Source organism: Akkermansia sp. KLE1798 (assembly GCF_001580195.1).
Lineage (GTDB): Bacteria > Verrucomicrobiota > Verrucomicrobiia > Verrucomicrobiales > Akkermansiaceae > Akkermansia > Akkermansia biwaensis.
Window position 1 is genome coordinate 118,401 of the sequence record NZ_KQ971094.1, and the last position, 19,977, is coordinate 138,377.

Annotated in this window: 15 protein-coding genes; 4 read left to right on the plus strand and 11 right to left on the minus strand. The window is 59.8% G+C overall.

All coding sequences use genetic code 11. The annotated features are described in order from the left end of the window. Positions 1-2: 2 nt before the first annotated feature. From HMPREF3039_RS11035 to HMPREF3039_RS11075, 10 genes are all read right to left on the minus strand, one after another. Positions 3-3,365: a PEP-CTERM sorting domain-containing protein gene (locus tag HMPREF3039_RS11035; protein WP_067573070.1), complete on the minus strand. Its 3,363-nt coding sequence runs from the start codon at positions 3,363-3,365 to the stop codon at positions 3-5. 99 nt (positions 3,366-3,464) lie between these two features. Further along, positions 3,465-3,587, minus strand: coding sequence for a PEP-CTERM sorting domain-containing protein (locus HMPREF3039_RS13390; RefSeq protein WP_167506807.1), 123 nt, complete (start codon positions 3,585-3,587; stop codon positions 3,465-3,467). Beyond that, positions 3,577-3,927: a hypothetical protein gene (locus HMPREF3039_RS11040; RefSeq protein ID WP_067573072.1), complete on the minus strand. Its 351-nt coding sequence runs from the start codon at positions 3,925-3,927 to the stop codon at positions 3,577-3,579. Before HMPREF3039_RS11040 ends, HMPREF3039_RS13390 begins: the two co-directional genes overlap by 11 nt. A 322-nt stretch (positions 3,928-4,249) precedes the next feature. After that, the gene (locus tag HMPREF3039_RS11045; protein ID WP_067573074.1) at positions 4,250-5,521 is read right to left on the minus strand and encodes an adenylosuccinate synthase; all 1,272 of its coding nucleotides are present in this window, start codon (positions 5,519-5,521) and stop codon (positions 4,250-4,252) included. A 98-nt stretch (positions 5,522-5,619) separates the two neighbouring features. Next, positions 5,620-7,008, minus strand: a complete 1,389-nt coding sequence (locus tag HMPREF3039_RS11050) for a P-loop NTPase family protein (RefSeq protein WP_067573076.1) — start codon at positions 7,006-7,008, stop codon at positions 5,620-5,622. A gap of 27 nt (positions 7,009-7,035) precedes the next feature. Beyond that, complete coding sequence (locus HMPREF3039_RS14200; protein WP_067573078.1) at positions 7,036-8,559, minus strand: hypothetical protein; 1,524 nt, start codon at positions 8,557-8,559, stop codon at positions 7,036-7,038. A 14-nt stretch (positions 8,560-8,573) separates the two neighbouring features. Beyond that, positions 8,574-11,099, minus strand: coding sequence for a transglycosylase domain-containing protein (locus HMPREF3039_RS11060; RefSeq protein ID WP_067573080.1), 2,526 nt, complete (start codon positions 11,097-11,099; stop codon positions 8,574-8,576). A 309-nt stretch (positions 11,100-11,408) separates the two neighbouring features. Beyond that, on the minus strand, positions 11,409-11,984 hold the full coding sequence (gene pth / locus HMPREF3039_RS11065) for an aminoacyl-tRNA hydrolase (protein WP_067952124.1): 576 nt from the start codon (positions 11,982-11,984) through the stop codon (positions 11,409-11,411). Positions 11,985-12,100: 116 nt separating this feature from the next. Further along, positions 12,101-13,009 (minus strand): DUF58 domain-containing protein, encoded by a 909-nt coding sequence (locus tag HMPREF3039_RS11070; RefSeq protein WP_067573082.1) that lies wholly within the window; start codon positions 13,007-13,009, stop codon positions 12,101-12,103. Positions 13,010-13,046: 37 nt separating this feature from the next. Continuing rightward, complete coding sequence (locus HMPREF3039_RS11075; RefSeq protein ID WP_067573084.1) at positions 13,047-14,051, minus strand: AAA family ATPase; 1,005 nt, start codon at positions 14,049-14,051, stop codon at positions 13,047-13,049. 103 nt (positions 14,052-14,154) lie between these two features. Between HMPREF3039_RS11075 and HMPREF3039_RS11080 the strand changes: the two genes are divergently transcribed. Together HMPREF3039_RS11080 and HMPREF3039_RS11085 are read left to right on the plus strand one after the other, a co-directional pair. Further along, a complete protein-coding gene (locus HMPREF3039_RS11080; RefSeq protein ID WP_067573086.1) occupies positions 14,155-15,012 on the plus strand; it encodes a carbon-nitrogen hydrolase in 858 nt (285 codons plus the stop codon). An 84-nt stretch (positions 15,013-15,096) separates the two neighbouring features. Beyond that, positions 15,097-15,762, plus strand: a complete 666-nt coding sequence (locus tag HMPREF3039_RS11085; RefSeq protein WP_067573088.1) for a hypothetical protein — start codon at positions 15,097-15,099, stop codon at positions 15,760-15,762. 116 nt (positions 15,763-15,878) lie between these two features. Here the strand turns inward: HMPREF3039_RS11085 and HMPREF3039_RS11090 are convergent, their stop codons facing one another. Then, positions 15,879-16,985 (minus strand): zinc-dependent alcohol dehydrogenase, encoded by a 1,107-nt coding sequence (locus HMPREF3039_RS11090; RefSeq protein ID WP_067573090.1) that lies wholly within the window; start codon positions 16,983-16,985, stop codon positions 15,879-15,881. Positions 16,986-17,866: 881 nt separating this feature from the next. Between HMPREF3039_RS11090 and serS the strand changes: the two genes are divergently transcribed. Beyond that, the gene (gene serS / locus HMPREF3039_RS11100; protein WP_067573094.1) at positions 17,867-19,147 is read left to right on the plus strand and encodes a serine--tRNA ligase; all 1,281 of its coding nucleotides are present in this window, start codon (positions 17,867-17,869) and stop codon (positions 19,145-19,147) included. 34 nt (positions 19,148-19,181) lie between these two features. Then, positions 19,182-19,958: a hypothetical protein gene (locus HMPREF3039_RS11105; RefSeq protein WP_067573095.1), complete on the plus strand. Its 777-nt coding sequence runs from the start codon at positions 19,182-19,184 to the stop codon at positions 19,956-19,958. Positions 19,959-19,977 lie beyond the last annotated feature (19 nt).

Genomic DNA, 19,977 nt, shown 5'->3' on the forward strand with positions numbered 1-19,977 from the left:
TTTTAATGGAAGCGTTTTCTTCTGGCAAGCATGCCGCCGGCCGCCACAAGAAGCAAGACGGAAGTTGAGGGTTCCGGGACGCTGAGCCCGGTGGAAATCCAGTCCAGGTGCAGGGCGTGGTTTTCATCCCAGCGCAGTTCCCAGCGGCCCAGTTCCAGAGAGGGGTCATAGCCTTCCAGCCCCAGGTCGCCTGTCGTGACCGTGGAGGAGCTGGAAAGTCCGGAAAGAGCCCAGGAAAATTCACCGTCCGTCCGCGTGACGCCGTCCGCATCCATGACCAGCCAGGACCGGTCGGCCTGCCACGGACTGGAGGTGTAATCCACGGCACTGTCGTCAAGGGCCAGGCTGCCGCCCAGCGTCAGCGTATCCGCATGCAGGACCAGGCCTACCTGGACACCCTGTGAAAGGTCGATCGTGATGCCGCTGGACATGTCAATGGCGGCGGCGGTGATGGAAAAGCTGCCCGTCCCCGTTCCGATGATGGAAACGTCGTTGCCCAGGGTCAGCGTGTCCGCGTTCAGGCTGCCGGTTCCCGTGACGGAAAAACGCGTGCCGTCCGCAAAACTCACATCCGCCGCGTTCAAGGCGGATTGTTCACCTATGTGCAGCGTTCCGCCGCTGACCGTGAAGGAAGTGCGCGTATCTTCCGCGCTCCAGTCGGAGGACTGGTAGCCGTAGGAAGCCCCGTTGCTGACGGAAAACGTGCCTCCGTGCACCGTGGTATTGGCCTTGATGGCGGACTGGCTCTCCGCTCCGGACATGGAAACGGCGCCTTCGGCCCCCGCCTCTTCATTGACGTGGACTTCCACAACGGCATCTTCCAGGGAACTCAGGCCGTCTTCAAAAAGAATCCGGTGCCCGGCCCCGGCGTTGAGGGAGGCCGTGGCTCCGTCATTAAAATGAATGGCGTTGCGCACGCTTCCTCCCTGCGCGGTATTGCCGCGGAAAATAATGTCCGCATGGTCAGCCGCCAGGGTGAGGGTGCCGCCGCTTTGCAGATTGACGGCTCCGCCTTCGCCGTCCGCGCTGTTGTTCTCAAACAGGACCGTATCCGTGTTTCCGGCAATGGTGACGTTGTAGGCATCCAGAGCACCCCCGTCATAGCCGGCGGTATTGCCGGAAAAGGTGACCTTCCCGGAATCGGAAACGGTGATGTCGTTGTAGGCGCAAATGGCCCCTCCGTAGGTGGAGGCCTGGTTGCCGGAGAAAGTGATGCTGTCCACGGCGGAGAAGGAAACGCTGCCGTCTGCGTAAATTCCGCCGCCCCCGCCGTCACCGGCCTGGTTGTCCGTCACGGTGAAGGAGACGGCGGTATCCACCGTCATGTCCATGCCGGCCCAGATCGCGCCGCCCGCGCCTGCCTCCGCATGGTTGGAGATGAAGGAAACGTTTCCGACGCCGGACCATTCCACAGTCTCAAAATCGTTGTTGATGGCGCCTCCGTTTTCTCCCGCCGTATTGCCGGAGAAGGAAATATCTTCCGCAATATCGGAAAATGCCAGGCTGCCCGTAGTGCCTCCCGCATGGATGGCTCCTCCGTGCGTCATGGCGGTATTGCCGGTAAAGCTGATGGCGCCCGTATTGGTGAACAGCGCCCCGCCGGAAGCGTAAATGGCCCCTCCGGAGGCGGCGGAATCTCCCCGCACGCTGTTGCTGGTGAATGTGAGGGCTCCGGTGCCGCTGAACGTGACCGTATCATTGGCCGCGATGGCTCCGGCTCCGTAAAGGGCGTCCGTATTGGCCATGTCCGCCGCATTGTTGGAGAAAGCCAGGTCCTCGGTGTCCTGGAAGGTGACGTTTTCCGAAAGGATGACGGCCCATTTGGCCCCGTAATTGTCAATGTTGATGCCGTGGTTCCCGGTGAAGGAAATGCTTTGAAGCGTATTGTTGTTCCCCCTGCCGCCTATCCAGCAGTTGACGGAGCCCCCCAGTGCGTCCAGGTTCTGGTCCGCGGTCAGCGTAAAAACGGTATCCGTGTCCGTGACCACGCTCCCGGCCCAGGACCTGGACCCCAGTTCCAGCTCCGTGCGGGTCATGATGTTGAGCGTGCCCTTGTTGTTCTCCGTATTCAGGAGAATGCCGCCTTCATGCCAGTTGACCAGTCTGGCGTAGGAACTGCCCCCCATGTCCAGCGTGGCCCCGGAAACCACCTCAATGGTGTTGTTCAGCGTGTGCCCGTTCATGGAAAGCAGGGCTCCGGAGGCGATATTCACGCTGCCCAGGACGGAGCCCGTGCCGAAGGCGTTGTCCACGTCCAGCGTCAATTTGCCTGCATCCACCCGTACCACGCGGTCGGAGGAAATTGTGTTGGCCCGCTTGACGACGAGTTCCCCGCTGCCGGATTTAATCAGGCTCAAGCCGGAAAAATTGGAGGTGGTCGGGGCTCCGTATTCGTTGGCCGTATTCTTGTTGGCGAACTTCTGGTCGAAATTGAACACGGAATTTTCCCCGACGACCAGTTGCAGGGCGCTTCCCGCTCCGGACTCGCAGACGATGGAATCAAAATTCTGAGCGTTGGAAGAACTCCAGGTGAAGGTCTGGTTGGCTCCCAGTTCAATCACGGCAGTGGTTCCCCAGCCGGCAATGTAAATGCCCCGGCTGCCGGTGCCTCCCGACTCGTATCCCTGGGAAATCACGACGCGGCTGGTGGTGCCGGAGGAGAATTTGAGGGCGTAAAAATTATTCTGCAAACATCCCAGTGAGGCGGAATTATAGCCGAACTGGTTCAGCTTAAGCGTGCCGCCGTTCAAGGTAATGGTAGGCTGCTCCCAGTTGGAGGCGTAATTGGCGGCATGGAACAAGCGTCCCCCGCTGGCATCCAGAACGGCGCCGGAGGCAATATTGATCTTCCCTCCCGCCGTAATATCCCTGGCGCCCGTGAACACAAGGGTTCCCTCATTAATGTTCCAGGTTCCGTTCGCCGTATGCGTTCCGGACAAGGTGACCGTTCCGTTTCCCGTTTTGGTAAGCGTGGAGGAACCGCTCAGGCTGGTATCCCGGACGGTCCACGCGTCTTCCGCATCGGCGGCGTTCAGAGTCAGCGCCGTTCCGGAGAGGGTGGCGGAACCTCCGTTGCTGCCGGAAGCATTCCCGGCCAGAGTCAGGGAACCCCCGTTCAGCGTGACGGCTACTCCTTCATAAAGAAGGCCGGAGGCACTGATGCCGCTGCCCACGGCAAGCGTGGAGCCGGTCTGGAACAGGGCATTGCTGCCGTTGACCCAGTCCGCGGCGTTGCCGTCCAGCAGCCACGCTCCGGAGTCAGTCCAAGAGGCGTTGCCGCCGTTCCATGTATAGTCCGCGGCGCAGGCAAGGGGAAGAGAAATGCAGCCGGCGAAGATACCGAACAGAAGTGAAGTAATTTTCATGGGAAATGTATAATGGAGATATGTTAGATGAAAAAAACGGGAAAACAAGACAAGCCTGCTTTCCCGTGAAAAAAGTCAATTGCCGCACAGTGATGCTCTTCAGTATCTGCGGCGGCGGAATCCCGCCGCGGCCAGTCCCAGAATGCCTAATGCGGCCGTTGCGGGTTCCGGCACGGGGAGGGCCGGATTGGCGGCCAGGGCCGCGATTTCATCATTGTTCAAGACGCCGGAATGCAACTGAGGTGTCCATGGTGGTTTCGGCGGCGGAAGCCAGTTTCAGAGACTGGACATCCCCTGTGAAATTGACACCGGAAGCGCTGAACCTGGGCTGGCCTCCGTTCGAGCCACTGTCGCAGCCCTTTCCTTCATATCCGTCCGTATAATTGATCCAGCCGCCGCTGAACGCGGCGGTCCCTGCCGTTTCTCCCGCCAGATTATTGTCGTTCAGGGAAGACAGGCTTCCGTTGAGCTTGTTGAAATCGTAATAATATTTAAGAGTGGCGGCCTGTACGCCCAGCCCGGAATAAAGCAGGGCGGCTGCAATAAATAAGGATTTTTTCATTCTTAATTAAGATGGTTAAAACTGAACAAAAAGATATTCGGATTTATAATCCGTGATAAAACAACGCCGCCATGCAAAGATGCCTTTGGCAGGGAACATAAGGATCATAGGAATGACAGGGGAATTTTGCCGCTCCCTGTTATTCCTGTCATCCTTATAGATATTATTATCCCTAATCAACTTTTCTCCAGATTTTTTCGTTGACTTCCGGATTATAAATCCGGTGCGCTCTGAAAAGGTTTGAAAATAAAAGGACTGTTCCGCATCAATGATAGCGGAACAGTCCTGAAGGTACGAAAAGGGATATTTTTCCCGGATGGGGTTATTTGACGGCGATTGTCTGTTCACGATCGGGCCCCACGCCTACGGTGGTGACGGGGCAGCCGATGAGTTCGCTCATGCGTTTGACGAACTTTTTGGCGTTTTCCGGAATCTCTTCCCAGGTGCGGCAGGAGGAAATGTCCTGAAGCCAGCCCGGCATGGTTTCATAGACGGGCTTGCAGCGTTCCCATTCGTCCACCGTGGCGGGCGGATAGGCCAGGATTTCCCCGTCCAGGTCATAGCCCGTGCAGATTTTGATTTCCGGGCACTTGTCGTAGCCGTCCAGGTTGGTCATGGCCATTTCGTCAAAGCCGTTGAACATGGCGGAGAAATGGAGCAGAACGCCGTCCGCCCAGCCGCAGCGGCGGGGGCGTCCGGTCGTGGCGCCGAATTCGCGGCCCATGCTGTGCAGGTGGTTGGAGATGTCTTCATCTTCCGTGACGAAGGGGCCGGCTCCCACGCGGGTGGTGTAGGCCTTGCAGACGCCGATGATGCGATCGATCTTGTGGGGGGGGACTCCGGTGCCGGTGCAGGCCCCGGCGGAGGAAGTGTTGGAAGAAGTGACGAACGGATAGGTGCCGAAGTCCACGTCCAGGTAAGCTCCCTGGGCGCCTTCAAAGAGGATGCTCTTTCCGGCGGCGATGGCCTCGTTCATGACCGGAATGGTGTTGGTGATGTGGGGGCGCAGCACGTCCGCGGCGGCGCTGACTTCCTTCACCATTTTTTCCTCGTCCATGGCGGGCAGGCCCATGCGTTCCATTTCCGCGTTCGCCATCCTGATGCGGCGGCGCAATACTTCGTCAAAAATGGCGGGGTCCCGCATGTCCGCCATGCGCACGCCGATGCGGCGCGCCTTGTCCGCATACGTGGGGCCGATGCCGCGCTTGGTGGTGCCGATGGCTTTCTTGCCGAGGGCGGATTCCTGGGCGGCGTCCATTTCCTTGTGGAAGGGGAGGACCACGTGGGCGCGGTCGGAGATGAGAAGATTTTCACTGGTGATGGAAACGCCCTGGCCGCGGAGTTCGTTGATTTCCTCCACCAGGCCGACGGGGTCCAGCACGACGCCATTACCGATGACGCAGAGCTTGCCCGGCCACAGGATGCCGGAGGGGACAAGGTGCAGAATGTACTTCTTCCCGTTGGCGATAACGGTATGGCCGGCGTTGTTGCCGCCCTGGCCGCGGGCTACCACGTCGGCCGATTCCGTTAAGAAATCAATCATTTTGCCTTTGCCTTCGTCGCCCCATTGGGAGCCGATAATAATGGTATTCATGATAAAAATGGAACTCGGAGACCTTAATGATTTTCCTGCCGCATGGCAAGACAATCTTGTTAAGTTTTCCTGATTAAAGGAGTTCAGCCGCGCGGGCGTCAGCGGAAGTGCAGGGCGGAGCGGTGCGCCTCCGCCGGGACCAGGGTTTTCCAGATGTCCTCGTCCGCGGCGATCATGCGCTGGATGTCCCGCGGCGTGTGGCGCAGCAGGTATTCGTTGAAGAAGGGGACGTCCACCACCAGTTCGTTGGCCAGGAAGTGCTGGTAAAGGTGCACGTACTGTTCCGGGGCGCGGAAGGTTCTGGCCGTGACGAATTCCCCGGATTTGCGGTTGAGCCAGGGGGAGACGTACAGGCGCGTCTTGTTCTGGAAGGTGCGGCCGAAGGATTCCAGAATGCCGCCGGGAATGTCTTCCGTCCATTTTTCCTTGAACAGTTCGTTGAGCAGGCCGATGGAAAGGGCGATGGCGATGGGTTCCTTCGTGTAGCGGGCGAGCAGTTCTGAAAGGTTGTCAAAACGCGGCATCTTGGTGATCAGAACGTTTTTGCCCAGCGCCTTCAGGCTGTCCGCGCGGTCCAGGAATTCCAGATGGTCCACGTCTCCGCCGCGCAGCAGGTTGTTCATGGAAATCTCGCATATTTCCATGCACCGGTCCGCCTGCGTTTCATTGATGTGGTTGAGGAAGCATTTTTTCACCTGGGACATGACTTCCAGATGCAGGTTGCAGACGGGGTTGAAACTGCCCCTCATCAGCACGATGGGGCGCTTGTACAGCACGTCCGCCGCCTGCGCCACCTGGCCGCTGGCCAGGAACAGGGTGGCCGGCGTCAGGCCGGACTTCACCAGTTGCAGGGCAAAAAGGCGGTTGTCCACCATGGAGAAGCCGTGACCTTCAAAGCGGACCACGTCTATTTCCACCAGCCGGGGGTCCAGGTTGTCCACCAGCGCTTCAATGAATTCCTCCAGCCGGTCCCTTTTGAAAAAGACGGCGTGCAGGATGTTGACGCCCAGAATGCCCAGGTCCTTCATCTGGCTGTCGTGGTCCGGATCATTCAGGCGCACGTGGATGATCAGGTCTGAGGGCTCGGCTTCCGGCTTCAACTGGAAGCGCACGCCTATCCAGCCGTTCCACGGGCCGTTGTCCCGGTAGCCTTTTACTTTTACCGTATTGCAGAAGGCAAAGAAGCGGGTGTCCTTTCCGCGCTTGGGCCCCAGGCGGTTGATGAGCTGGGAGAATTCATAGTCCAGCATTCCCTTGAGGCGTTCCTCGGAGACGTAACGCTTGACAGGGCCATACAGCGTGTCGCTGACGGTCATGTCATAGGCGGAGATGGTTTTTGCCACGGTGCCGGCGGCGCCGGAAGCGCGGAAAAACCAGTTGGCCGTTTCCTGCCCGGCACCGATTTCCGCAAAGGTCCCGTAAATAGAAGTCGCCAGATTGAGCTGGAGAGCCTTGTCCTGTGTCTGTGCTAATGCCTTGGAACTCATGAAAAACAGGTAATCCGGTTAATATGGTCAGTTGTTTTTGGGAAGAAGCTTCCGGGTGGCCTCGCTCATCCAGCCGGGAAACTCCAGCCTGTCTATGATGACGGATTGGTTGCCGGGGAGGTCCGCCGGATAATGAATGGAGACGCAGGCCCGCACGGCGCCGTTGTAAAGCAGCTTGGTGAGTTCCAGCGCCAGCGGGGAATATCTGTCCACATAGGCGTTCAGGCGTTCCCCGTTGGGAAATTCCAGCACAAAGGCAATGTAGGCGGTGCCGCGGTAGCTTTCCGGGGCGGATTCCTCCAGGAACGGAGCCGCATAATGGCTGGACATGCTGATGGTCACCCTCACCGGAACGGGGGAAGAGGGGCGTTTTTCCTTCAATTCATCCGGAAGAATGGGGGAATAGCCTTCCCAAGCCTCCCAGTCCAGCCGCCATTTTTTGGAGTCGTGGTCATACAGGAATACGGCGGGGCGCATCGTGTTGTCGTCCATCAGCACGGGAATCTGGAGCAGGTCGCCGTTCTTGGAGCTTTTTCCCGGTTCATGGGGCAGGTAATCCTTGTAATGGGCGTATTTGGCCCAGTGCGCCATCTTCGGCCGCGTGGCGGCGGGGGAGATGACGTAGTTCAACCGTTCCTCGTCGGACCCGGCCATGCAGTACAGGGCCAGTTCATTCATGGCGGCGGTGATGTGTCTGGCTACGGATTCCGCTTCCCGGTCCTCCTCCCTGCGGTGCAGGAAAGCCGTCTGGTATTGTTCCGCCTTCTCTCTCAGTGCCTGCATCATGGCGTCATCCGCTTCCGTGGAGAAATCGGCCTCGTGATCCACGAATTTTTCCGAGATGTCCAGGATCTTGCCGCCTTCCGCCTCCAGGTCATTGCCGCGGAGGAACATGAATACGCCCAGGACGGCGAGAACCAGCCCGGAGACAAACAGCCAGACAGGCCAGGTGGTTTTGCGTTCCTCCCCGGCAGTTCCTCCGGAAGGCGGATTGTATTCGGGCAATTCTTCCGCCAGGGCGGAGGTACCCGCCGTGGCGATGGCCGGGGCCTCCTCCTTCCGTTCCCTCCGCTTGCGGATCTTCGTGGTGTTCCGTTCCGGAGCGTGCGGGGTCTCGGCGAACCGGGGAAGGTTCCGTATATCCACCTTCTTTTGAGGTGAAGGAAGATATTCGGAAACCGGAGGACGGCTGCGTTTTTCTTCTTCCTTTTCCGGTCCGGATGGCGTGGTCCCTGTCTCTCGCGTTGTTTCTGATACGGTTTCCTGCCGTTTTACGTCCCAGGTGGCTGTAACGATGGAATTGCAGACGGGGCACCTGACCTGGCAGCCCAGACAGGAGAGCTTGACGGCGAACGGATTGCTGCATATGTTGCAGCGGCAGGGTAGGCATTTTTCTTCCTTGTCCCGTTTCTCATCGTCTTGCGCGGCCGTAACGGGGTTGCTGCAAATGGGGCATTTTACCTGTTGGCCCAGGAAGGAAGTCTTGACGGCAAAAAGATTGCCGCATGCCGGGCATGAGCAGGCGACCGTGTCCTCGGGAAGGGATGGCATGGGAAAGGTGCGTGTTACAGGTGGATGAATTCCGGAACCGGAATGGCGATGGGCTTGGGAGCGGGCAGCGTGATGCTCGTGTCCGCGTGGTCCGGGGCGACGGGATCGGAGGAAAGGGCCTGCGCTTCCGGCACGTTTTCATTCGTGCCCAGCAGTTCGAAGTTGCGGTTGGGCGGTCCCTGGTTCAGTTCCGTGTGGTAGGGATCGTCCCCCAGCAGGATGGGCTTGACGGGCAGGATGGGGGGCAGGGGAAGAATGCGGTTCTGCGCCGTGAAGGGGGAGGACGGCGCGGCGGGGTCTTCTCCGTGCAGGTCGCAGAAGGGCAGGCTGGAATCCCCCTTGCGGAGGTATTCGAACATGGTATGGCGGCGGTATTTCTTGTCCACCGGGTCGATGTCGTAGCAGCTGTGGGTGGCCCGCTTTCCGGTCGTCAGGCAGATTTCCACGCGCTCCACGCTGGGCGGGGGCTCCAGTTCCCCGGCGGGGAAGAGGCGTTCGGATTCCTTAAAGGCCGTCCCGAGGATGGAGGCGCAGGTGTCCGAGGAGAAGGCGCCGTTGTAGATGGGCTTTTTCCCTTCCAGGAAGCCGATCCAGATGCCGCAGGTCACCCGGTCGTCATAGCCGAACAGCCAGTTGTCCCCGAAGTCGTACGTGGTGCCGGTCTTGACGCCGCCCTTGAAATTTCCGGGCAGGCTGTCCGCCACCCGCTGGGCGGAACCGTTTTTCAGGGAGGAATGCAGGATGTTGTGAAGCTGGAAGGCCGTGGCCGTGGAGGCGGCCCCTTTCCGGACCTGGGCGTTGTTCCTGGTTTCAATGGCCTGGGTGGACTCCCAGATCAGCCGGCCCTCCTCGTCCTCTATCCTGTCCAGGTAGTAGATGTTTTCCGGACGGGAGCCTCCGTTGGGAATGGCGGTGTAGGCCAGCGTCATTTCCGTCAGGGAGGCCGGTTCCGTTCCCACGAAAATCTTGGGGCGGTAAACCGGGTTTACCTCCGTGCTGCCCGCTTCCCGCACCGGTTTGCGGATGCCGAAGTCCGCCAGTTTCTTGATGAAGGGGGCCGTTCCCATGTCCATGCCCATGCGCAGGGAGGCGGCTATCTTGGAGGCGGCCAGGCCGCGGTGGGCGGTGATCATGCCTTCATAGCGGTTCCTGGAGCTTTCCGCCCCCCATTCTCCCAGAATCCCTTCCGAGCCGCCGATGCCGGTCAGGCGGTTGTCGATGGCGTCGTCCAGAATGCGGGTGACGGGGCTTTTGCCCGTGTCGAAGGCAGCGGCGTACAGGAAGGGCAGGATGGCCGTGCCGGTGGGGCGCGCTCCTTCCTTGATGACGTCGTACTGGCGGTTCGTGTGGTTGCGGCCTCCGTGGTAGGCGAGCACGGCGCCGGACTGGTTGTCCACCATCAGCACGGCTCCTTCCAGGTAGCGGGGCTTGCCGCCTGAGAAGCGGTCGTAGTCCGCGGCTTTCTGGTGGCTGTACCCCGGGCGTTTTTCAATGTTTTCCAGCGCCTGGGACAGGGCCTTCCCGGTAGCGTCCTGAAGTTTCTTGTCAATGGTGGTGTAAATCCTCAGGCCCGCGGCGTTGACGCGCTCCTCACCCAGATAGGCGGTGATTTCCGCGTAAATGCGGTCGTAAATGTGGGAGACTCCGCGTTTCAGGGGCTTGGGGTTGAGGCCCAGGTCCATGGAGGAAAGCCGCTGCGCTTCTTCCGGAGTGATGTATTTTTCCCTGGCCATGCGGTTGAGCACGTGGTTGCGCCATTTCAGGTTGCCCTCCTTGTTGTTGAGGGGGGACAGGCCGTTCGGGTTCTTAATCAGGGCGGCGATGGAGGCGGCCTCCCGCGTGGTCAGGTCCGCGGGTTCCTTGCCGAAGTACCCCAGGGAGGCGGACCGGATGCCGTAAAACCCGCTGCCGAAGTACACGCGGTTGATGTAAAACTCCAGCACCTGTTCCTTGCTGTACCGTTCCGTGATGCGCCGCGCCAGGGCTATTTCCACAAACTTGCGGCCAAAGCTCCCTTCGTTCCGCGCCTTGGCCCTGTTTTTCAGGTCGTAGGCGTTTCTGGCAAGCTGCTGGGTGATGGAGGACGCTCCCTGGTTGGCCTCCCCGCTGTTGCCGGCATATTCCTTGGCCGCTCTCAGAATCCCCAGGAAATCGTAGCCCGGATGTTCCCAGAAGCGCGAGTCCTCCTGGGCGACCAGGGCGTTGATCATGGCGGGGGAAATTTTATCCAGCGTTACATAACTGCGGTTTTCCACGTAAATACGGCCTATTTCCTCCCCGTTCCGGTCAAAAATGATGCTCGGCTTCTCCACGTCGTTGATGCGTTCCAGGTCAAACTCCGCGGCCCAGTTGTCATAGCGCTTCCAGGCGGCCATGAAGCCGAAGTACCCCACGGCGCCGCCGATCAGGGCCAGAACGAGGCACCAGACGATGAATTTTTTGACAAAACCCCGGAACCGCTTCCGGGGCTTGGTCTTGGGATGCCGCCTTTTGTTTGCCTGGGTGTGTCTGCGCGGAGCCTGTGAATTTAATTCAGCCATGAATACGTAGCAGGGTCTGTCCTGAGGAAAAAAACCGTGTAAAAGAGCCTACCGGATTCCGGTTTGTTTAGCAATACCATACACTGTTGGCAGGTGAAAAAAGATGTGTGTCCGCGCCATCCTCCCGTCCGCGTCCGGATGATTGCGGGCCTTTGCCGCGGCGGGACGGTGACAGGACTGTGGACGCACCTGCTTTTTGGGAAAAACTGTTTTCTGCACTTAAAGGAATTTCAACGGACGCACGGACTTGCGGCGTTCGGCCCGGATTGGGACTGAGACTGAGGGGCGGCGGACGATGGGAAGACGCTTCTACGCATCCTGTACGGTATTGAAGATATTGCCCGCCCTGGTCAGCCCGTGCTGCATGGTGTACAGGACGGCGTCCGCGGCTTTGGCCACCATGACGTCCAGAAGCTCCCGCTCCTCCGGGCGGAATTTTCCCAGGACATGCCCCGTCATTTCCCCCTTGCCGCGGGGCAGCCCGATGCCGAAGCGGAGCCGCGGGAATTCCTGCGTGCCCATGTGGGCGATCAGGGACTTGAGGCCGTTGTGGCCTCCCGCGGAGCCCTTCTCCCGGAGCTTGATGACGCCCAGCGGGAAATCCACCTCGTCATGAATGACGAACACGCTGCGCGGGTCCAGCTTGAAGAAGCGCATCATGGGCCCTACGCAGAGGCCGGATTCGTTCATGAACGTGGTCGGCTTCACCAGCAGTACGCCGGGGCCTGCCGCCAGTTCGCACTTGCGCTGTTTGTCCGTCTTGAACACGCATCCCCAGTGGGCCGCCAGGCGGTCCGCCACCATGAACCCGGCGTTGTGCCGGGTATCTTCATAAGTCTTGCCCGGATTGCCCAGGCCCACGATGATTTTGGGGGTAATGTCCACGGTAGGAGAAAATAGGAATAATGAACATGGCGGAACCTGTTCCGGGAACGCGCGCGAGACATCCTGCCCCCGTTGCGTCCGGCAATCAACCGTTCCGTGAGACAGCGCCGCCGCCTCTACCTCCCCGCCTTCTTCTTCTGGCGGCCCATCAGGAACCCCGTCAGCACGGATTCCAGGGAATCCCCGGTGCGGACCAGGCGGTAGTCCGCGTTGATGTCCGTGCAGATATTTCTCGTCTCTTCCAGATAATTGGAGACGATGGTGCGGTACTCGTCCGCGATGAGGTCCGGCTCCGTAATCAGGGAGCCGCCCCCTTCCATGTCCACGAAGCGGATGGGGCGGTCGAAGTCGAAGTCTATTTCCAGCTGGTCCACCAGGTGGAACACGGCCACGTCGTGCTTGCGGAAGTGGAGGTGCCGCATGGCGTTTTTAAGTTCGGCCGTATCCGTGAACAGGTCTGAGAAAATCAGGATCAGGGCGCGGCGGCTCACGCGCTCCGCCAGTTCGTGCAGCGTCTCCGCCAGGACGGTCTCCCCGCGGGGGTGGTGCGTGTCCATCTGGCTGATGAGCACGTTTAGGTGGGCGGGACGGCGGGAGGCGGGAATGTGCAGCGCGGCGCTGTCCTTCCCCTGCTGGGAAAAGCTCAGTCCCACGGCATCCCCCTGCCGGATGCCGATGTAGGCCAGGTTGGCGGCCAGCCTGCATGCGCGCATGTATTTGGACTCCACCTGTTCCGGGTGGTAGTTCATGGAGCCGGAGAGGTCCATGACGATGTAGGCGCGCAAGTTGGTGTCCGCCTCAAACTCCTTGATGTAATACCGGTCGGAGCGGGCGTAGGCCTTCCAGTCCAGGCGCCGGGTGTCGTCGCCCGCCACGTACTTGCGGTATTCCGCAAACTCCACGGAAGAGCCGCGGTTGGCGCTCCTGTGGCGTCCGGACACGTTCCCCGCCATGCTCTGGCGTGCCTCCAGAGGGAGGTTGCCCAGGCGGGAAAGCAGGTCGTGGTTCAGGTACTTCGTGGACATGAACAGTCGGGGAAGGGGGTGAATGCGTTCCGGCGCGTCAGACTTCCGCGGCCAGGCGGGCGACGGCCTTGCGCGGCGTGAGGCCCTGGGATTCCGCGGCGAAGTTCGTGACCACGCGGTGCATCAGCACGGGTTCCACAATGGCGTCGATATCCTCCTTGCGGACGATGTAGCTGCCCTGGAGGGCGGCGCGCGTCTTGGCGCCCAGGATCAGGAACTGCACGGCGCGCGGGCCTGCGCCCCAGGCGACGTACTGCTTCACCCATTCCGGGGAAGTCTCCAGGGAGGGGCGGGTGGAGCGCACCAGCTTCACGGCGTATTCGTAAATATGTTCCGGAACGGGCACGCGCCGCACCAGGTCCTGGTAAAAGATGATTTCATCCCCGGAGAGTATGTGCTTCAGCTCTTCGCTGCGGTTGCCCGTGGTTTCCCGGGCGATGCGCATTTCCTCGTCTTCCGTGGGGTAATCCACTTCAATCAGGAACATGAAGCGGTCGAGCTGGGCTTCCGGCAGGGGGTAGGTGCCTTCCTGCTCAATGGGGTTCTGCGTGGCAAGCACGAAGAAGGGGGGAAGCAGGGTGAAGGTGCGGCCCATCACGGTGACGCGGTGTTCCTGCATGGCCTCCAGCAGGGCGGACTGGGTCTTGGCGGGGGCGCGGTTGATTTCGTCCGCCAGCACGATGTTGGCGAAAACGGGACCTTTGATAAACTCGAACTGGCGTTTTCCGCCCGCGGAATCGTCCTGGATGATGTCCGTGCCCGTGATGTCCGCGGGCATCAGGTCCGGGGTGAACTGGATGCGGTTGAAGCTGAGGTCCAGGGTCTTGGCCACGGAGCTGATCAGCAGGGTCTTTGCCAGGCCGGGCACGCCCATCAGGAGCGCGTGGCCCCGGGAAAATAGGGCGATGCTCAAAAGTTCCACGACGCGCTGCTGGCCGATGATGACCTTGCTCAATTCCGCAGAGAGTTCCTTGTAAATGGTGCCGAGACGGTCAATGGCGGCTACGTCGTCGGCGGGCAGGGAGGGGTTGGCTGGTTCCATATTGAGGATTCATAGCATTTTTTAGCGCGTTTTCCATCAAATAATTGCGTCGCGCGCATTTTCCCTGCTTGGAATGCGGGGGCAAACAGGGTAAGGAAGAGGCATGCCGAAAATCGCACTCATTCAACTGTCCGCAGACGCCCGGCCCGCCGTGAACAAGGAAAAAACGGAAGCCGCCATCCGGGAGGCCGCCGCGAACGGGGCGCAGATCATCTGCACCCAGGAACTCTTCACCACGGAATACTTCTGCAGAACGGAGGAATGCGAATTGTTCGACCTGGCGGAACCCATTCCCGGAGAACTGACGGCGGCGCATCAGAAGCTGGCGGCGGAACTGGGCGTGGTGATCGTGGCCTCCGGCTTTGAAAAGCGCGCCACCGGCCTGTACCACAACACCGCCTGGGTGGTGGACGCGGACGGAACCTTCCTGGGCATCTACCGCAAAATGCACATCCCGCAGGACCCGGGATTCGAGGAAAAATTCTACTTCACGCCCGGCGACCTGGGCTACAAGGCGTTCGACACCAAATTCGGCCGCATCGGCGTGCTCATCTGCTGGGACCAGTGGTATCCGGAAGCGGCGCGCCTCACCGCCATGCAGGGGGCGGAAATACTCTTTTACCCCACGGCCATCGGCTGGCTGCCGGAAGAAAAGCCCCTGGTGGGCGCACAGCAGCACTGCGCGTGGGAAACCGTCCAGCGCGGGCATGCCGTGGCAAACGGTTGTTACGTCTGCGCCGTCAACCGCGTGGGCACGGAAGGGGAAAGCGAATTCTGGGGCCAGTCCTTTGTGGCGGACTATTACGGCCGGATCGTCGCCAAGGCTCCCGTCAGTGATGAAACCATCCTGTACGCGGATCTGGACCTGGATGCTCTGGAAGACCACCGCCGCATCTGGCCCTTCTTCCGCGACCGCCGCATCGACTCCTACGGCGGAATCACGGAACGCTGGGGAAAATAGGATATTGAAAGTCCGTACTGAAAGTTTTTGCCCTTGGCGGTCCGCTCCCCGCCCGGGCGCTTCCCTGAAGAAACGTTATCGGTTATGAAAAGGCTTCTTCATGTGTGCAAGGCGGTGGCGAACCTGCGCAAGGGGGTGCCGTGGAGGGAAATTGTCCCTGTTTCCCTGGGAATCATCAGGGTGTGCTTATTCGGAAACCGGAAACTTGGCAAACGTGAGCCGCAGCCGGAATGGGTTCCCGGTTTTCTTTGCCGGATGGAGGAAGATTGCAGGGAAGTAATGGTTGACTGCCTTGCGGAAACGGTGGCTGAACGGGGATGCCGGATTACTGTCCGGGATCGGGGGGCTATCCTGCACCTGTTCCGCATGCTCAACGAATGGTATGAACAAGGTCTGCCCCGGCGGGAAGATGGCGGCGATGAAGAAAATGATCCGTGGGACGATGTGGAACCGGGCGTGTGGTGCTCCGTGGCGACCTGGCTGTATGAATTTGATTTTTGCGGAAGGCCGGGGGAGCTTGTCCAGTTTGCCATAGAGGCCCGCCTGAATCCCGATGGTTCCTTCCGGGGAATTTATTCCCTGCGCCGTGACGCCTATGGAAATGAGGCCCGTTATTTTGGGGAGGAAAAAGATGTGGCTGAAAACAAATTGAATACGCTGGTTCCGGAATTGAAAAAACTGATGAACGTCCCTCCGAACGAATGCGAATTCCTGGACTGGAAAGACGCGTTTCCGCAGGATGACGATTAACCTGGAGAAAACCGCTCCGGCACAGGGGAGGGCGGTCCCGTTCCGGCGGACAAAAAAGGCTGCCGCACTTTTCAGCACGGCAGCCCGGAAGTGGAGGGAGAAGTGCAGGGGAAGGCTTAATCGCAAATGACGGCGATCTTGATGCCTTTCATCTGGACGTTGGTTTCCAGGGCCTCCGTGATTTCATCCAGCTTGAAGCGGTGGGAAATCAGTTTGGTCAGCGGCAGGCCGATTCCGTAGGCACGCTTGAGGAAGTCAAACGTGGTCGGGTAATCCTGCGGGGAATACACCCAGGAGCCTACGGCGGTTACTTCCTTGTTGCAGAGGTCGAAATGATGGTTGATGACGCTTTCCCCGCCGTCCATGAAGAAGCCCACCTCGCACAGGCCGCCGCCGCGCTTCACGAACTTCCAGGCGTTGGCCCCGGCCTTGCCGACGCCCGTGCACTGGAACACGAAATCCGCCAGACGGCCGCCGTTGTCCGCCTTCACGGCGTCCAGCAGGGCGTTCAGGTCGGCGTAATGGGTGAAATTGTAAGTGCGGGAGGCGCCCATCTCCTTGGCCAGTTCCAGGCGGGAATCGTTGCCGTCCACGGCGATGATGGTTTCCATGCCCAGCGTGCGGAGCGTGGCGATCTGGAGCAGGCCGATGGGGCCGCAGCCCTGGACGAGCACCACGGAATTGAACTTGAGCAGCCCCGTGGACTTGGCGCGTTCCAGGGAGTGGACCACGACGGCGGCGGGCTCCACCAGGATGCGCTGGTCCAGGGTCATGTTGGAAACGTTGAAGAATGTGGAACCCTTGCGCACCACCATGTACTCCCCGAAGTAGCCGTTCAGGTGAACGTCGTCGTCGGGCATCAGGCCGTACACGCCCACGTTTTCGCACAGGTTGGTGCGGGCCGGGGTGTTCAGGCAGGCGTCGCAGGTGCCGCAGGGAATGATGCAGGTGACGATCTTGTCCCCCAGTTTCACGGGATTTCCCGCCGTATCCCTGGTGATGTTTTTCCCCATCGCGACGATTTCCCCGGTGCCTTCATGGCCGAGTACCACGGGGCAGAGGCCGAAGGGGTCGCGGTTGTACTCATGGCCGTCCGTACCGCAAACGCCGCAGGCTTCCACCTTGATCAGCATTTCGTCGTCGCCGATGGCGGGAATGGGGTATTCACGGATTTCAAATGTCTTGGGAGCTGTCAGAACAGCTACGCGAGCGGTTGGTTGCATAGTGTTCCTACACTAGCCTTTTGCCTTCGGCCTCTTCAAGTACAAATGAAAGCGGGCGTAAATTAGTCTGCCGGAATCAGGAGGGAGCTCGTCTTGAAGAGGCAGTTTTTCAGACGGAAACGGAGTAGGAAGCGTCCATAAAATCCCTCCTTCCCGGACGGAACCTGCCGGGATGACGACGGAATCCGAAGTGAAAAGATCAGCTGAAACCTAACTTCTCTGTCAAACCTCCCCGCGGTATTCTGGAGACGCCTGGGGTGAAGAGGGCGGTTTCACTCCACTTATCCGTTTTTCCCTTCTCTCCGGAAAAAGGAAATCTCTTCCCTGTAAATTCCGCCGCCATCGTTGAGGAGAAGGCGGACGGCTTCCGGAGCATCTTCGGAAAATCGCTCTGGAGAAAGAAAATGCCCCGTTTTGTGGGATTGGAGTCCTGGCTGGCATGCCGCCTCTGTACAGGGAAAACAGGGAAAAGGCATGGAAAATGGCGGTTGAATAAAAAGCAATGGTCTTCCCGGAGGCGTCCGTCAAATCTTCCGCGGCCGGGAATCCGGCATATCCCCCTTGTCGTAAGTTTTACCGGAAGAGAGCCGGGAGCCGTGCAAAATACTGCATGAGTTCCTTTGTGGGGCGTTTCTACATTGAATCGGTAGCTTCCGCAGGTTCAATCCATGAGAGAAGGGAGAGGATGGCCGCCGTCAAAAAATGTCAGGGCACACGGTCCCAGCCCGTCAACGTATTTCATCGGGCCATGGATGGCAAGTTACGGGTTGTAAAGCGTGTGCGTGCGTCTGGGAGGCATTTGGAAGCGGATGGCGTTTTTCTGTTGGGGGCCGTTCATTTGGCTTGCCTGACGGAGGGAAGAAGTGCAAGCTGTGCGCGTTATGCTCGATATCCGTGTAATACGAGAAAATCCGGAGGAAGTGAAAGCGCGTCTGAAGCCCCGCAGCGGCGACGCGTGGAAACTTGTCGATGACGTTCTGGCGTGCGACGAAGCGCGCCGCAATGCAGAAACGGAAAAACAGACTTTGCAATCCGAGCGCAATGCCACCTCCAAACAGATAGGCATGCTCAAAAAGAAGGGGGAGGACACCTCCTCCATGGAAGCGCGCGTGCGCGAAATCGGCGAACGCATCCGGGAACTGGACCTGGCGGCGGAGGAAAGTTCCGCCCAGCTTACCTCCCTGCTGATGAACATTCCCAACCTGCCGCACGCGGAATGCCCCGTGGGGGCGGATGAAACGGCCAATCCGGAAATCAAGGTGTGGGGTGAAAAGCCCGCCATTGACAACCCGAAGGACCATGTGGAACTGGCCGCCGGACTGGGGATGATCTCCTTTGAGGACGGCACGCGCATTACGGGCTCCGGCTTTGTGGTGTACCGCGGCGCGGGCGCCCGTCTGGAACGCGCCCTGATCAACTTCCTGCTGAACACGCAGACGGTGGAGAACGGTTACCAGGAAGTGGGCGTCCCCTTCATCGTCAAGCGCGAGTGCATGGAAGGCACGGGCCAGCTTCCCAAGTTCGAGGAAGACATGTACGGCACGGAAGACCAGCAGATGTTCCTGATCCCCACGGCGGAAGTCCCCGTGACCAACCTGTACCGTGACACCATTCTCCAGGAGAGCGACCTGCCCGTTAAAATGGCCGCGTACACGCCCTGTTTCCGGCGGGAGGCGGGCAGCGCCGGACGCATCAACCGCGGCATGATCCGCATCCACCAGTTTGACAAGGTGGAGCTGGTGCAGATACTGAAGCCGGAAGACTCCTTCCGGGAACTGGAAGTGCTCCGCAGCCACGCGGAATCCATCCTCCAGAAGCTGGGGCTGCACTACAGGGTGATTGAACTCTGCACGGGCGACCTCGGCTTTTCCTCCGCCAAAACGTACGACATTGAAGTATGGGCGCCGGGCCAGGGTCAGTATCTGGAAGTTTCCTCCTGCTCCTGCTTCACGGACTACCAGGCGCGCCGCATGCGCCTGCGCTACAAGGACGCGGACGGCAAAAACCAGTTCTGCCATACGCTGAACGGCTCGGGAACGGCTCTGCCGCGCCTGTATGTGGCCCTGCTGGAAACCTACCAGCAGCCGGACGGTTCCATCCGCATTCCGGAAGCGCTCGTGCCGTACTTCGGCGCGGACTGCATCCGTCCGGAACAACCCTGACGAATTTTCACTTCCACCCCCCTGAATCAAGCCCATGCCTGACGAGGGTCCCCTGGAACACTATCTGGCCGCCTCCCCCGGGCATGAACCGGAAAATCCGGCTCCGGCTGCGGAGCGGAAGCCGGGGCCGTGGAGGGAAAGGGGAATCACGCTGGGCCTGGGCTTCCTGCTGGGCTGCATTGGGGCGTATGCCCTGGTTTATACGGAAATGTCCGGCAGCATGGGGGTGCTGAAAAAATCGTTGTCGGAGGAAAGGGAATCCAATGTAGTCCTGCAGAAGGAACGCGAGCGCCTGCTGGAATCCCTGGAGCAGGCGCGCATGGACGGCTTGCTGACGGAGCGCGCGCCCCTCTCCATGACGGGCAGCGGAATTCCGGCGCGGCAGCCGCAATCCGTCCCCCAGGCTCCCCCGCTGACGCCGTTGCCTTCCGGCGGCTTTCCGCCGGGAGTTTCACCTCCTCCCGGTTCCGTGGCGTCCCGGCTCGTCAATCCCGGTCCGGAAGACTGGAAGGAACGCTACCAGTACGCCGCCCTGAAATACAACCGCGTGGTGGAGGACTACAACAGGCTGAGGAAACTTTACATGGGCATGGTGGGAAAAAGCGGCGCGGACGGCGTTCTGGTGACCGGAGCCCAGTTTTACAAGGCTCTCCGGAAGAACACGCGGGAGGAAATGCGCAAGCTGGACGAACGGTACATGAAGGGTGGGCTGCGCGGCAGTGAACTCAGGGAACTGGAAAACAGCCGGGATGAAATGCGCCACCGCGACTGGTGGCTGAAAAAAATGGCCCGCCAGTTCAGGATTGAGTAGGAAGAGATTTTATCCGCAT